This window comes from Brevibacillus sp. NSP2.1, assembly GCF_000470975.2.
In the GTDB taxonomy this organism is placed as follows: domain Bacteria; phylum Bacillota; class Bacilli; order Brevibacillales; family Brevibacillaceae; genus Brevibacillus; species Brevibacillus agri.
In genome coordinates, this window is the sequence record NZ_CP048274.1 from 4,101,132 (window position 1) to 4,115,439 (window position 14,308).

At 52.1% G+C, this 14,308-nt stretch carries 14 protein-coding genes and 3 pseudogenes; 6 read left to right on the plus strand and 11 right to left on the minus strand.

What is annotated here, in order from left to right; genetic code table 11:
- Positions 1 to 32 precede the first annotated feature (32 nt).
- The 3 genes and pseudogenes from M655_RS19865 to M655_RS19875 form a co-directional block, all read right to left on the minus strand.
- A pseudogene (locus M655_RS19865) lies at positions 33 to 566 on the minus strand (ABC transporter substrate-binding protein); the annotation flags it as partial.
- Between the two features lie 64 nt (positions 567 to 630).
- Positions 631 to 1,488 (minus strand): annotated as a pseudogene (locus M655_RS19870) (ABC transporter substrate-binding protein); the annotation flags it as partial.
- A 473-nt stretch (positions 1,489 to 1,961) separates the two neighbouring features.
- Entirely contained in the window at positions 1,962 to 3,563 is a 1,602-nt protein-coding gene (locus tag M655_RS19875; RefSeq protein WP_026557743.1) for a glutathione ABC transporter substrate-binding protein, read from the minus strand.
- A 288-nt stretch (positions 3,564 to 3,851) separates the two neighbouring features.
- Here M655_RS19875 and M655_RS19880 point away from each other — a divergent pair, with 288 nt between their 5' ends.
- Positions 3,852 to 4,370, plus strand: a complete 519-nt coding sequence (locus tag M655_RS19880; protein WP_007783780.1) for a DUF3231 family protein — start codon at positions 3,852 to 3,854, stop codon at positions 4,368 to 4,370.
- A gap of 244 nt (positions 4,371 to 4,614) precedes the next feature.
- Here M655_RS19880 and M655_RS19885 read toward each other — a convergent pair whose 3' ends face one another.
- Positions 4,615 to 5,367: a hypothetical protein gene (locus M655_RS19885; RefSeq protein ID WP_007783777.1), complete on the minus strand. Its 753-nt coding sequence runs from the start codon at positions 5,365 to 5,367 to the stop codon at positions 4,615 to 4,617.
- A 259-nt stretch (positions 5,368 to 5,626) separates the two neighbouring features.
- Between M655_RS19885 and M655_RS19890 the strand changes: the two genes are divergently transcribed.
- Positions 5,627 to 5,773 carry a hypothetical protein gene (locus tag M655_RS19890; RefSeq protein ID WP_007783774.1) on the plus strand — a complete coding sequence of 49 codons (147 nt, stop codon included), beginning with the start codon at positions 5,627 to 5,629 and terminating at the stop codon, positions 5,771 to 5,773.
- Positions 5,774 to 5,958: 185 nt separating this feature from the next.
- Here the strand turns inward: M655_RS19890 and M655_RS19895 are convergent, their stop codons facing one another.
- The 3 genes from M655_RS19895 to M655_RS19905 all read right to left on the minus strand — a co-directional run bounded on the left by M655_RS19895 (position 5,959) and on the right by M655_RS19905 (position 7,816).
- Positions 5,959 to 6,417, minus strand: a complete 459-nt coding sequence (locus M655_RS19895) for a B3/B4 domain-containing protein (protein ID WP_026557742.1) — start codon at positions 6,415 to 6,417, stop codon at positions 5,959 to 5,961.
- 71 nt (positions 6,418 to 6,488) lie between these two features.
- Positions 6,489 to 7,118 (minus strand): LysE family translocator, encoded by a 630-nt coding sequence (locus tag M655_RS19900; protein ID WP_026557741.1) that lies wholly within the window; start codon positions 7,116 to 7,118, stop codon positions 6,489 to 6,491.
- Between the two features lie 68 nt (positions 7,119 to 7,186).
- Positions 7,187 to 7,816, minus strand: a complete 630-nt coding sequence (locus M655_RS19905; protein ID WP_286085869.1) for an FMN-binding negative transcriptional regulator — start codon at positions 7,814 to 7,816, stop codon at positions 7,187 to 7,189.
- Between the two features lie 106 nt (positions 7,817 to 7,922).
- Here M655_RS19905 and pdxR point away from each other — a divergent pair.
- Positions 7,923 to 8,861, plus strand: a pseudogene (gene pdxR / locus M655_RS19910) (MocR-like pyridoxine biosynthesis transcription factor PdxR); the annotation flags it as partial.
- 286 nt (positions 8,862 to 9,147) lie between these two features.
- Here pdxR and M655_RS19915 read toward each other — a convergent pair.
- The 3 genes from M655_RS19915 to M655_RS19925 form a co-directional block, all read right to left on the minus strand.
- Entirely contained in the window at positions 9,148 to 10,221 is a 1,074-nt protein-coding gene (locus M655_RS19915; protein WP_005828278.1) for a branched-chain amino acid aminotransferase, read from the minus strand.
- 136 nt (positions 10,222 to 10,357) lie between these two features.
- Positions 10,358 to 10,666, minus strand: a complete 309-nt coding sequence (locus tag M655_RS19920) for an aminotransferase class I/II-fold pyridoxal phosphate-dependent enzyme (RefSeq protein ID WP_026557739.1) — start codon at positions 10,664 to 10,666, stop codon at positions 10,358 to 10,360.
- Positions 10,666 to 11,061, minus strand: a complete 396-nt coding sequence (locus M655_RS19925) for an aminotransferase class I/II-fold pyridoxal phosphate-dependent enzyme (RefSeq protein ID WP_026557738.1) — start codon at positions 11,059 to 11,061, stop codon at positions 10,666 to 10,668. The genes M655_RS19920 and M655_RS19925 overlap by 1 nt, the downstream gene beginning before the upstream one ends.
- A gap of 214 nt (positions 11,062 to 11,275) precedes the next feature.
- On the opposite strand from M655_RS19925, the gene M655_RS19930 reads away from it, so the two are divergent.
- The 3 genes from M655_RS19930 (at position 11,276) to M655_RS19940 (ending at position 13,392) form a co-directional block, all read left to right on the plus strand.
- The gene (locus M655_RS19930) at positions 11,276 to 12,223 is read left to right on the plus strand and encodes an aminotransferase-like domain-containing protein (RefSeq protein ID WP_026557737.1); all 948 of its coding nucleotides are present in this window, start codon (positions 11,276 to 11,278) and stop codon (positions 12,221 to 12,223) included.
- 125 nt (positions 12,224 to 12,348) lie between these two features.
- Complete coding sequence (locus M655_RS19935) at positions 12,349 to 12,552, plus strand: hypothetical protein (protein ID WP_005828271.1); 204 nt, start codon at positions 12,349 to 12,351, stop codon at positions 12,550 to 12,552.
- Positions 12,553 to 12,603: 51 nt separating this feature from the next.
- Positions 12,604 to 13,392 (plus strand): SDR family oxidoreductase, encoded by a 789-nt coding sequence (locus tag M655_RS19940; protein ID WP_026557736.1) that lies wholly within the window; start codon positions 12,604 to 12,606, stop codon positions 13,390 to 13,392.
- A 99-nt stretch (positions 13,393 to 13,491) separates the two neighbouring features.
- Here the strand turns inward: M655_RS19940 and M655_RS19945 are convergent, their stop codons facing one another.
- Entirely contained in the window at positions 13,492 to 14,283 is a 792-nt protein-coding gene (locus M655_RS19945) for an amidohydrolase family protein (protein ID WP_035423001.1), read from the minus strand.
- Positions 14,284 to 14,308: the final 25 nt, after the last annotated feature.

The following is a 14,308-nucleotide window of genomic DNA, read 5'->3' on the forward strand; positions in this document are numbered from 1 at the left end:
GTGAGGATCGGAATGACCGGAACTTCCTTCAGCTCGATCTCGGTAACGGGCAGCGGCTCCGCGACATGGGCTTCGCCCGTCTCGACCATGGCGATCCGCGTCGTGTCTTCCGGGACTACCTTGAAGATGGCCTTTGCGTATTTTACCTTTTCGCCCTAGTAGTTGTCATTGCGCACGAGTACGATTTCCTGTCCGGGCGTCCACGATTCGAACACGAACGGCCCCGTGCCGACCGGATGCTTGCTCAACTCTTTTCCGTACTGCTCGATCGCTTTCGGGCTGATGATGCTGCCTTCGTGGTTGGCGAGGATGGACAGCAGTGGCGAGTACGGATAAGCGAGCTTGATTTGCACCGTATGCTCGTCGACTGCCTTCACTTCCTGAATCATTTGAAACTGGGCGGCGCGCGGCGAGCCTACCTGCGGGTCGAGGACGCGGGCAAACGTCGCTTTCACGGCTTCTGCGTCAAACGGTGTCCCGTCGTGAAAAACGACTCCCTGGCGCAGCTTGAACTCCCACGTCACATCGTCGAGCTGCTTCCATTCGGTGGCGAGCATCGGTTTGAAGGGCTTGGCTATGCTGCGACTCGTCTCTTTTTTCGCTTGTGGTAAATCGGTGTGGTGTGTGTGGTTACGGCAGCGTGATGTCGTCAACTTCAATGTGGCCGGCCGGGCTGATCCAGACGCCCTCTACGCCTTTTTCGATTGCTGCCAGGTTTTCGGCGAAACGGTAAGGGATCACCGCGACCTCATCCATTTCGAGCTGCTGTGCTTTTTCGTAAATTTGTTTGCGTTTTTCTTCGTCTTTCTCTTTGCGGCCGTCTTCGATCAGCTTGTCGACTTCCGGATTGCTGTAGAAGGAGTGGTTGCCCGGAGCGCCGTGAGAGTTTGTGTGGAACAGGTTGTACTGGTTGTAGTCAGCGTCGCCTGTTGCGTTGCCCCAGCCGCTGATAAACAAGTCTGTCTCGCCTTTGCTCGCCGCGTCGATGTAGGCGCCGAACTCCAGCACTTTTACATCCAGGTCGATGTTGATTTGCTTGAGCTGTTGCTGCAGCACTTCGGCCACGTTGATTCGCGCCTTGTTGTCATTGAGATACACCGTTGCCTTGAAGCCGTTGGCATAGCCTGCGTCCGCGAGAAGCTGCTTCGCTTTTTCCAGATCGTAGCCGAGGTCTTTCACGTTCGGGCTGTAGCCGACCATGGCAGGCGAGATGGAGGAATGGGCGACGGTTCCGACGTCGTTGTACACACCTTGGATGATCGTTGGCTTGTCGACGGCGAGTGCGATTGCCTGGCGGACGCGCACATCATCAAACGGCTTTTTCTTCGTGTTGATGCCGATGTGCTCGCTGGAAAACGCGGCGTAGCGGCCGAGCGTCATGTTTTGCGAGTTTTGCACGCGGTCTACTTCGGTGACAGGCAACTGTTCCGCGACCTGCGCTTCGCCTGTCTCGACCATCGCGAGGCGCGTGGTGTCTTCCGGGACGGTCGTTGAATTTTTCGATCATTCGCGCACGTTTCATTTTACCTACTGTTCAGGCTTTATTTTTTCACTCTGTTTACTTGTATTTTCACTATCTTTACTCTTTTTCAGTTTTTCCATATAGTAGAACTGGAAAATTGATACAGAAACGAGGGGTGAAGCTCATGCAAGACCTCCCTACCTGGATGAAAGTCTTAGAGTGGGCGATTACTATCTTCCTTATCTTGTCGCTGATTAGCTCTACGGCATTTTTCCCTATTCTGGCGCTGACAAGCATGCTCGTTTACAGCGGGTCTGTAAGCTTTTTAGCCTGGAACCAAAATCGGAGAAAAGCCTATGCGCTTTTCGGATTAACTGCCATAATCGCGATCGTGTTTGTCCGCTCGATTTTGCTGCTCGTCTCTCCCTGACAAAAATTCGCCTGAGCCTGACATAGAAAAAGCTCTCTCCTGTCTCGCGGGAGAGAGCTTGCGCTACATCTATTGGATCGTCACATCGTTTACCTCGATATAGCCGGACGGGCTGATGTAGACGCCCTGCACGTTTTTCGCGATGGCGGCGAGGTTTTCGCTGCTGCGGTATGGCAGAAGCGGCACCTCGTCCATCTCGATCTGTTGCGCCTCGGCGTATATTTGCTTGCGTTTTTCCGGATCTTTTTCCTTGCGAGCCGCTTCGATCAGCGCATCGACTTTCGGATTGCTGTAAAAGGAATGGTTGCCCGGAACGCCTGCGGACGTGCTGTGGAACAGGTTGTACTGGTTGTAGTCGCCGTCGCCTGTCGCGTTGCCCCAGCCGCTGATGAACATTTGCGCTTCGCCTTTTGCCGCCAGCTCCAGGTACGCGCCGAACTCCATCACCTGAATTTGCAGGTCGATCCCGATGCCTTTCAACTGGGATTGCAGCACCTCCGCGACATTGATCCGCGCCTTGTTGTCATTGAGATAGATCGTCGCCTTGAAGCCGTTGCCGTACCCTGCTTCGGTGAGCAGTTGCTTGGCCTTGTTCAGATCGTATTCCGGCGCCTTGATGTCCGGGCTGTATCCGATCACTTTCGGGCCGAGCGAAGAATTGGCGGCTTTGCCTACATTGTTGTACACGCCTTGAATGATCGCTTCCTTGTCGATCGCATGGGCAATCGCCTGACGCACGCGGACGTCGTCAAACGGCTTTTTCTTGACGTTCATCCCGATGTGGTCCACGGCGAACGACTCGAAGCGGCCGAGCGACATGTTCGGCGAGTTTTGGACCCGCTCCAGCTCGGTGACCGGAAGCTGCTCGGCGACATGGGCTTCGCCTGTCTCGACCATGGCGACGCGGGTAGTATCCTCTGGTATGGTTTTGAACACGACTTTGTCGACTTTCGGCTTCGTTCCCCAGTAGTTTTCGTTTTTGACAATCACGATTTCCTGGCCGGGCGTCCACGATTCGAACACGAACGGCCCTGTGCCAACCGGGTGCTTGGACAAGTCTTTGCCGTACTGCTCGATCGCTTTCGGGCTGATGATGCCGCCCTCGGCGCTGGCGAGTACGGAGAGCAGACCCGCGAACGGATAATGCAAAATGATTTCCACTTTTTTCGGGTCGACGACTTTGACTTCCTTAATCATGCCGAACATGTTCGCCTTCGGGGTCGGCTCGTTTTTGTCCAAAATGCGCTCGATCGTCTTTTTCACCGCTTCCGCATCAAACGGCGTACCGACGTGGAAGGTCACGCCATCCCGCAGGGTAAACTCCCATGTGACGTCGTCTTTCTGGTTCCATTCGGTGGCCAAAAGCGGCTTGTACTCGCTGTTGCGATCCATCATCACGAGTCCCTCGTACATTTTGTGCTGAACCACTGCCATGGAGTTGATCTGTGTGCTGAAATGCGGATCGAGGTTGTTCGCATCAGACAAGCGTGCGATGACCAGCGTGCCGCCACCTGCTGCCGATGTGGCTGGTGCGGTGCTGCTGGCAGCTTGGCCGGAATTGGCGTTACCCGTAGCTGTTTGCGACTGCGGACTGCCCGAACACCCTGCCAAAGCGGTTGCAAGCAAAACGGACAGAACAAAAATGGAACCTAGCATACGCTTTTTCTTCACAGAAAATGCCCCCTTTGTCTCGATGGTAAAAGGAAAGATGGTGACGCAACAAAATATTACTAATTTTCGAACTATTAATCTTTGCACGATCTTTACTATCTTTTTCACTATCTTTACCAGTTCTTTTTTGACTGTTCAAAATATCTCTACTAAAAAATGTGGCGGAGGCCGCTGTGTCTAAAATTGCCATGAAGAATTTTTGGTCCGTGGAGCATCTTATCAGGAGGCGGGAAAAAGCAGGCGGCCACGCCAGATGACCGCGATCATAGGATCATAAGGAGGACGCGCATGGGAATTTTTGGTGGGAATCCAAAGAATGAGCCGATGCATTATGGCGAAGTATTTGGCGTCTGGGTTTATTTAGCGACAACTAAAGCGCTGCTGGCTGGTTATCAAACCGCAATGAACCATGCTGGCGATACGGATTTGAAAGACTTCCTCGAAGACCTCATGCAAACGATGAAAAAAGAAATAGAGCGCCTGGAGGATTTGCTCAAATTGGCTGGCGTCGGCTTGCCGCCCACTCCTCCCGATCGGCCTGTCGCCGATGCGAACAGCATTCCCGTTGGCGCACGGCTGAACGATTCAGAGATTGCGCTTGGCATCTCCCGGGATATCGCAGGCGGCTTGCTGACGTGCAGCCAGATCATGAGCCAGTCCATCCGCGAAGATATCGGCATGATGTTCGGGGAGTTCCACATGACGAAAGCGCAGTCTGGCTATCGACTGTTGCGCATTCTCAAGGAAAAAGGGTGGCTGATCTCTCCGCCCCTTCATGCACAAGCTCCTGAGCTTGCTCATGTTTAGATTTTAGCCAGTCTGCTAACGCGATGCTTTCGCCCCCAGTCCCGCCGCCATACACTGGGGGCGATATGTTTGAGGCGGCGCCATTTGACCGACCAGCATCGTTCGCTTTGCAACAGTTATTCGTGCAAAAAAAAGAGGCAAGGCCACGTCGCCGCCGCGAGTGAGCCGTGCCTCTTTCTGTTTGATTGTGCAGCGCCCAACCATTGATAGCCCTGCCCTTCACTCCGTACCTGATCAGTCTGTCTTATAAATCGGTTAATATTAATTCAATAGTTCCCGTGTTGAGCTTTGCCTGAGAATTAAGATTTCTGTAATAATTAATATAGTGATTATGTTTAAAAACGATTGCTGCATCGTTATTGGTAACACGAACACCTGGTTCATATACAAAATTATTTTTTGCTGTCCTCGTTCCTAACGCAAAGTCGACAACCCACTTCGTGTAATTATCAGACAGGCTAGATTCATCAGTTATGCTTGATGATTTCGTATTAAATGTCCAACTTACCGATGGAACTAAACCTGATAACCCAACAGAAGCAGTAGAATCAGTATCTGTTGTAAATGGACCGTATGAGCGAATTGTCTGTTCGTTAGCATCACTGCCAGTATGTCTATATCTCATTGCTAGTTCGCGGGTTTGGTAATTATTTCTGGGATCGGTTTGATTGAAAAACTTTACATCCCAAACAGAGACTTTCTTGCCTTTTAACGTTGAGATTCCACGCCTTGTATAATCAACGTTGCTAGTATACACACCCGCAAGTTCATTTCTATTTTCATCTCTTACTCTATATGTGTAAGAATCAGAATAAGTATCATCCTCATAACTTGCCGAAGCTTTTAAAGATATAGCATTACTGAACCTCTTACGTTCGGCCAGTTCCACTTTTTCTTGGATTTCTTCTCGAATCTCATCTAGAGGAACTTCGTCTAGTTGGTCAAATATATAATCAACATGTCTGGCACCACCTTGTTCATAGACTCCTACCCCCATCAGTTTTGGCGCAGTTCCTTCATCTTCTGATGAGCGATTTATCTTGAGTTCAGCCTTAGTATAGTCCTTGATCTCTTTGGGATTTATTTCCTCACCTCGCTATTGCATTCTCACTCCCCACTTGAGTTAATATTAATGTAGTTGCTAGTCCGACACAAAGAGCGGATGCTAAAAACTTCATAACATTACCTCCATTTACATTTGTTGTTACAGTGTTATTATATATAAAAGATAACAAAAAAAGGAAGAGAATTGAAATATGTCCAAATTATTAGAAACATTCATCGTAATCGGCTTGGGCTTTTTCACCGGATTATTTTTTGGCGGAGGCAGCAATATACTACTAGCCGGTATATTTTGGGCTTTAGTGTTTATCTTGCTAAAACTGCCTGACAAAGAAAAATAAATGAATGCTCGCTCGCCTTGCCAACCGTTTTCGCGGTAAAAAGAAGCACGCCCCATCGTCGCCGCGAGTGAGTCGTGCTTCTGTTCGGTTCTGTTTGTTCTGTGACCACAAGGCCGCGACTATTTTTTCGCATCGCGCTGTGCTATCGGTAGCAGTGTTTGTTGCTATCGTGAGGCTATTTGTCCTTACCCCAAAATCGTCATCACTTTATGCTGACTGTCCAGTACTTCCACCTTCACCGCGCCGCCCAGGTTGCGCGACACGGATTCAGCCAGTTCGTTCAGCGCCAGATGAAACGCGTCACTTCTTGTTTCATAAATGGAATTGTAAATGTCAACAAGCGGGTTGATCGTTCCGATGGAATGACCGTTTTTCACTCGTTTCAATAAAGCTTCAATGGAACAGCGCGCCCCTTTTTTCGTCTTGAATTTCTGAAAAGCTTCGCGCCAGACGAGGATGACCGGATTGCTGCTGAACTCTTCCCAATCGAGAAATGTATGGGCTTCTTGCTCCGCCTCCCGCAACAGCTTCTCGTAAAATGCAACGTCCCTTACGGCATTGTCGATTCCCTGGCAAATCACCGTGCCAATTTTGGCCTGCGGGAATAACGACCAAAAATCATCTTCCACGATAAATTTCGGCATCATTGATCTCTCCGTTTCCTTGCACTGATTGTTTCAAACCGGAATCGCTTTTTGTGGTGCCACAAACGATCCTACGTTTTCGCGGGGCTAGCAAAGGCGGAAAATACGCCGAGTACAATATAGACGTAGCCCGTCACTCGGTTCTGCAGCTTCGCACTCACGTTCATCCGCTTGCGAATGCTCGCCGCAAGCAAGGCGTACAAGCCGTCGCTAACAAAGGCAAGCGTAATAAAGATCGCGCCCAAAAGCAAAAACTGTCCGCTGACCGATCCGGCAGAAGGCGAGATGAACTGCGGAAAAAATGCCAAAAAGAACAGGGCTGTCTTCGGATTCATAACTTCTACGAGCGCGGATTCGCATAATATCTTGAGCCATTTTTTCTGCGGGGCTTGCGCTATTTCCGAAGCCTTGTTGTCTGATGCGGAAAACAAAGTCTTGCACCCAAGATAGATCAAATAAGCCGCACCCAAATACTTCACGACCGTAAATGCTGTCGCGGATGTCATCAAAATCGCAGAAATGCCAACCGCGCCTGCCAAGACGTGAACAGCGCCGCCAAGCGATACGCCAAGCACGGATACCAGCCCCGCCTGCCTCCCTTGCTCGATGCTTCTGGCCATAATGTACAACACGGCAGGTCCAGGTATTATAAGCAAGGCAGCAGCAGCAACGACAAACAGCCAAATTGTTGAAAATTCCATAAACGGCAACTCCTTCTTAGTTACATCGGTTTTGCCCTGGCCGCAAGCGGTCATCATGCTGCAGATGCTTAAAACAGCTCTTTCCGCTGCTCACGCAACCACTTGGCGACCTGAATATCTCTTTGTTCCTCTGATTTTTCAAGCTCAGTCACAATGGATTGATAGTCGACGTTATCGCGATTTTGGCTCATTTTCGCCGCCCCTTCGAGCGAGGTGATTTCCACCTCAAAACCGACGATTCCTTTCATTTCTCGCTCCAACAGCTCTGGAGCAAACGTCTCCCAAAGCCGGCCGTTTTCCCGGTGCGCTTCATAATGTCTGAGCATACCAGCCAAAGCCGTTTTCAGCTCATCCCCCGCGAGAATACGGGCGGTTCCGTACGCGTGTACAGCGAGATAGTCCCAGGTGGGAACCGATTCGCTTTTATACCAGCTCGACGAAATGTAAGCGTGCGGCCCTTGAAAAACAAGCAGCACATCGCGATTGTCCGCCAGCGTTTTCTTTTGCATGTTTCCGTATGCGATATGCCCAGTCGCAAAAATTTTCCCGTCCTCTTCGCGAATTTCCACCGGAATGTGCGTTGCCAACGGGCGTTGTCCATCGACGGTAACCAACAAGGCAAACGGGTTCGACTTCATCATTTGCACCGCCTCCGCACGCTCTATGCGGTATAGCTTCGGAATGTACACACTTATCATCCTTTCTCCTGGAAAAATACTTGTCCGTTACAGAAAACAATAGGATACAAACTGACATGAAAAAAGATACAATAATGAACAAATGTACATGTCAGAGGGAATGCAAATGAAAAACACGATTTTTACCTTCAAAGGCAACTCTCCGAAATACAAACAAATCTACGAGAAATTCAAATCGTTCATTGAGCAGGGCGACATAAAGGCCGATGAGCAGTTGCCTTCCATTCGCCAGCTTGCTGACTCCTTGCATGTAAGCCGCAATACGACATTGATGGCCTATGAACAGCTTGTGACGGAAGGTTATATTCGCGGAGAGGGGCGAAAAGGCTATTTTGTCAATGAAGTAGAGCCTGTTTTGTTTCAAGCGGCTCCCCCTTCCGCTTATCACGGGCAATCCGAGCAGGTACCGCCTGTTCGCATTGATTTTCGCTCAGACGTCGTCGATCAAACTCACTTCCCTTTAAAAACATGGAGGAGGATCGCCAATCAAGTATTGACGGCGAAGGAAAGCTTTCGGTACGGAGAGCCGTTTGGCGAACGTTGCCTGCGCGAGCAAATCGCCGCCTACATCCTCCAGTCTCGCGGGGTGAGAACAGATCCGGACGCGATCATTGTCGGGAGCAGCACCCAGCAAATGCTGGTGTATCTCGGTCACGTCCTGAAACGCGACTTTTCCGGCATAATCGTGGAGGACCCTGGCTACGACGGCGCCAGGGAAGCATTCCAATTAAACGGCTTTACGCTTGAAACGTTGCCCGTTTACGAGACAGGCGCTGATTTTTCGCACCTGGAACAGTTGCAATCCCGCCTGATTTACGTCGCGCCGTCCCATCACAGTCCGTACGGGGTAAGCATGCCCATTCAACAGCGGCATGCCCTGATCCATTGGGCAAACACCGTTCAAGGCTATATTATCGAAGACGATTACGACAGTGAGTTTCGCTATACGCAGCAGCCATTTCCCGCGCTCGCCTCGATTGATTCCGCGCGGGTGATTTACCTTGGAAATTTCTCCAAGTGCTTTCTCCCCGGCATCCGGATCAGCTAACTTTGTTAAGGCTACCTCTAAAGGAGGAATAACTAAATGCAAAGGTTCCCGGATTTTATAAAATTCAACTTGCTGCTACTCTTTTTTATTATCTTCTCAACCCTCTTCCCCTATTTGAAAGGACCTGCTCCCACACCAGTTGAGAGCGGGGCCAGTGAATCTAGTTATTCATTCACAATTTTTTAATCGCTGAATTGAGAAGTACTTTCAACACAAAGCAAAAGAGGCATCGCCCCTCTTCGCCCAAGCGAGAGAGCCGTGCCTCTTCGTGTGTTGCCTGTTGTTATTCCGTTACTTCTACAGACCAGCCAAACTTGTCTTCCCGCTCTCCGTACTGGATGCCAGTCATCGTTTCGTACAGTCTGGTCGTCAACGGACCTGTTTTCTCCCCGTTGATAATCATTTGATGGCCGTTCCAGTTCAGATCGCCAACCGGAGAGATGACCGCCGCCGTCCCTGTGCCGAACGCTTCTTCCAGTTGTCCGTTCTTGTGCGCCTCATACAAGTCTTCGACGGAAATGCGCTTTTCTACAACCGGAATGCCCCAGTCTTGGAGCAACTGGATGGTCGAATCGCGGGTGATCCCCTCCAAAATGCTGCCGTTCAACGCCGGGGTCCACACTTCGTCCCCTACTTTGAAAAACACGTTCATACTGCCGACTTCTTCGATGTATTTATTTTCAACGCCATCCAGCCAAAGCACTTGCTCGTAGCCTTTTTCCTTGGCTTCTGCCTGTGCTTTCAAGGCGCCTGCGTAGTTCCCTGCTACTTTTGCGTTGCCCGTACCGCCTCTGACTGCGCGGACGTATTTGTTTTCCACGTAAATTTTGACCGGCTCCATGCCATTGGCATAGTAAGCACCGACGGGAGACAGGACGATAATCAGCTTGTACGTGTGCGAGGCACGCACGCCGAAACATGGCTCTGTCGCAATCACGAACGGACGAATATAGAGCGACATGCCGCTTTCTGCCGGAATCCACTCTTTTTCCAGCGCCACCAACTGCTTCAGGGCGGCGACCATGAACTCCTCATCGACTTGTGGCATGCTCATCCGCTCCAGGGAGCGATTCATCCGTTTGAAGTTTTGATCCGGGCGGAACAGAAGCACTTTGCCTTCTTTGTTGCGGTATGCCTTCAGTCCTTCAAAAATCGCTTGTCCATAGTGGAAGACCATTGCCGCCGGATCGAGTGACAAGGGAGCATACGGAACGATTTGTGGATCGTGCCATCCTTTGCCTTCCGTGTAATCCATAGTGAACATGTGATCGGTAAAATGTACGCCGAACCCCAGCTTATCGAGCGCTGGCTTCTCTTTTTTGTGTGCTGTCCGGGTAATGGTTAACTGACACTCCATCCTCTACATCTCCCTTAGTTTATGAAATTCTACCTTTTTGAAACTGAGCTTATATATTTAAAATAGCAACTATTTCGAACGATTGCCAGCGTAACTTTCTGTTTGCCAGGAAGCGGCTACCCGATTGCTTGCCCTGTCAACTGGCAAAGCGCGCGATGGCGTCGACATTGTACACGTCCTTGCCTTTTTCCAAAGCCGCAATCAGCCGTTCATGGCCAAAGCCATACCTTACCCGAACGCCGCACAGCCCGTACGATTTGGAAAACGTGCGCAAAACGAGCAAATTCGGATAGCGGTCTATAAGCGAGATGACACTCTCATCCGAGTCGGCAAAATCCATGTAGGCTTCGTCGACGACAACCAACCCGTCCATGCCTTCCACCAAGTGGATCACCTCGGCTTGCGAAAGCAGCAGTCCCGTCGGCGCGTTCGGGTTGACTAGCACTACGGCTTGCGCCCGCTTTTACGCAGCGCCTCCCCATCAATGGAAAAATCGTCCCTGGTCGCAACTTTGATACATGTGGCCTGGTAGCCAGCCGCCACCGAATGATAGAGCGGAAAGGAAGGGGCGGGGATCGCGACTTTTCCTTCGGGACCGACGAACACCTTCATCAGCAGCGAAATCAGCTCGCTGGAACCGTTGGAGCAAAACGTTTGCTCTACCTTGACGCCATACTGGGCGGCCAGCTCGGCACGCAATTCCTCGCACCTGGAATCCGGGTAGCGGCGCAGTTGCTCTTCTGTGATCTCGCGCAAAGCTTTTAGCACCTGTGGCGAAGGGGGATGCGGGCTTTCGTTCAGATTCAGGCGAATCGCTCCCGCTTCGGGAAGCGGCTGCACCCCCTTCTGCGTAGCCCGGCATCTGCTCGATATGCGGCAAAACGATGGTCATTTTCCTGTCTCCTCCTCGTACATACTTTCTCATCCCTGCTTCCGGTTCTCTCTGCAAAGATGGTATGATGTACCTACCATATCCTTAATTTTACAAAGAAGAAAGATCCAGTTTCCCGCTTTTTCAAGTGCCAGGTACGAAAGGAATGGAGATGGACCCGGCTTGCGCTCCCGGATCGCCAGCTATTTGCATCAAATCCGCGGCGTCCGCTGCTCACCCGATCAGATCGTCGTCGGCGCGGGTACGTATCACTCGCTCGACCTGCTGTTTCAATTGCTAAAAGAAGACGTGAAGACCCTCGCCTTGGAGGAAGCCGTCAACGATGGGGTGAAAGCGCTACTGGGCCAATACCCGTTTTCCTGTCGGCCGCTGTGCCTGGAAGAAGACGGTATTTGTCTCGAAGATGTTGCGGCCAGTCGTGCCCAGGCGATCTATTTGACGCCTTCCCACCAGTTTCCGTACGGGACGACGGTCTCTGACCGCAAACGAGCATGGCTGTTGGATTGGGCCAAAAAGACGGGCGGCTACCTGATCGAAAACGACTACGACGGAGAACTTCGCTACGGGGCAAGGCCCATCCCCTCGCTGCAAAGCCAGGACGACAGCGAACGCGTCATCTATGTGGGCACGCTTTCCCGAGTGCTGTGTCCCTCTTTTCGGCTCAGCTATTTACTCTTGCCCCGCTCGCTGCTCGCCCGCTTCCGGACAAAGCGCAACAGCTACGACCAGTACGCCTCGCCGATTTTCCAGCACACATTGGAGTTGTTCATGCAATCCGGAGACTTTCATCGGCACGTGCGAAACATGCGCGCACTCTACAAGCGCAAGCACGATGTGCTGCTTCATTCGCTCGAGGAGCATTTTCCTGCGGGCAACATCATCGGGACAGGGGCCGGCCTGCACATGCTGCTGCAGCTTTCCGCGGAGAGAAGCGAAGCGGAAATCGTGGAGCAGGCGCTCGGCAACGGCGTGAAAGTATATCCTACCTTCGCCTACTCGCTTGTGCCCGCGCGCTCGTGGCCGCCCACGATCCTGTTCGGCTTCGGCGGATTGTCCGAGGCGGAAATCCAGGAGGGGGTCAGACGCTTTGCCCAAGCGGTTTACGGGTGAGCAGGCGGCAAAAGGCAAAAGGAGCGCCCCTCTTTTGCAAAAACAGCTACTATGCCCGGATCACTTCGATTAGTCCTGATCTGCGCGGGAAGCGTATATGATGAAACAGAGCGGAGTGAATTGTCATGAGTGAGTTTTTGGTCATCGCGATTCCACTGTTGTTAGGGATTGTCGGTTTTGTTTGTCTGCTCCTTGGCTTGTTTGGATACCACCCGAAACGGATTCGCATCAATCTCACCATTTCCGGCATCTGCTTTTTCCTGTTGTTCGCGTATCTTATCATCGGTTATTTTTACACGAATCAGGCTGCTTCCGCGTTTTTGCTTTGAAGTTGCCTGCCGATGCACGTTCCAGCATTGTCACAAGGAGGTTTTACGCCCATGAACATTCGCGCTGAAAAAGCGTTGCCAAAAAAAATCGCCATCGTAACGGGGGCAAGTCGATTGCGCGGCATCGGCGCTGCCATTTGCCGAAAATTGGCTTCCCAGGGGGTCGATCTGTTTTTCACCTACTGGACGGCGTACGACAAAACGATGGACTGGGGAGTGGAAGACCATGAGCCGCACCAGTTGCGCGAGGAGCTTTCACGCTCCGGGGTGAGATGTGCGAGCATGGAGATTGACCTGTCCCAGCCGGATTCCTGGCTGCGTGTCCTCGACGAAGCGAACGCACAGCTCGGTGCGCCCTGTATTCTCGTCAACAACGCCTGTCATTCGACTACAGATGGTTACCAGGCGCTCGATGCGGCCAGCCTGGACGCCCATTACGCCCTCAATGTCCGGGCGCCGATCATGCTCAGTGTGGAATTTGCCCGCCGATTCTCGCAAGGCGCCCACGGCCGGATTATTCATATGACTTCTGGACAGTCCAAAGGCCCGATGCCGGGCGAAATTGCCTACACCGCCACAAAAGGAGCCTTGGATGCGTTCACGGTGACGTTCGCTGCGGAAGTGGCCCCGCTTGGGATTACCGTCAATGCCGTCAATCCGGGGCCGACTGACACCGGCTGGATGTCGGCGGAGCTTGCGCAACACATTCTTGCGCGCAGTCCGCTGGGCAGAATCGGCCAACCGGAGGATGCCGCCCGTTTGGTTGCGTTTTTGGCGAGCGAGGAAGCGGGCTGGATCACGGGGCAAGTCATCCATTCGGAGGGAGGCTTTCTGCGTTGAACCGCCAAAGGTTGCCAGCCTGGCCGAGTACAGAAACCTATAGAAAAAGCACAATCCGCTCAAGTCTGGCAGATTGTGCTTTTTCATTTGGCAGCGAGGCTATTGCGACTTGATCGGCGACTTGCCGTGACGGCGGTGGATTTCCATGTACTCGTAGCTGCCCTGTGCCGCGTGCAGGCGAACGGGACAACCCAGCTCGTCGCTGTAGCGCTTCGTGACGACCAAATTCTCGACCGTCTGCGTCTCGATCCGCTCAGGCGCGAGCATCCCGCGAATCAGCCCGTTGTGCGCGCCGTCAAAATCTTTGACAAACTGGACGGCCCGCTCAAGCCCTGCCCGCCCTTCCGCTTCGTTCCACACGACTTCGATCTCGCCGTTTGCCTTGACCACGCGCATGCCGGACTGGTAGCTCGGCCCCATGTACATGCGCAGTCCAAGACGTCTTGCATGCTCGGCCGCTGCTGCCAACTCCTCGTACGTCTCCGCCCAGCGCTTGTAAAACACAGAGGTGATCGGCATCGCGGTCGTCACCCCGTTCAGGATCAGTTGGCTGTAGGCGTAGAGCGACTTGAACGACTCTTCTTCCGGCGTCATGACTTCGCGGTAGCCTTTGCGGTAGTACGCTTCCGACCAGAGCAAGTTTTTGTTTTTTTCCGCCGATACTTCCAGATGCACGATGTCGTGGTCGATATCGCCCAGCGCGTTCAAGTCGATAAAGCCAGGGCTTATGACAGCGTTTCCGGCGTCGATCACTTCGTCGACTTCCCCGGCATAATCATGGCCCACAAACAAAATCGTGTCGTTTTCGTAGACAACCTCCCCGTCCCTGATGATGACGTGGTCTTCCCCGTCAAAGCCGATCACGTATTTGGCTGTTATTTTCGTTTTCATACTGCTTCTCCCTCGCCTTCGCATC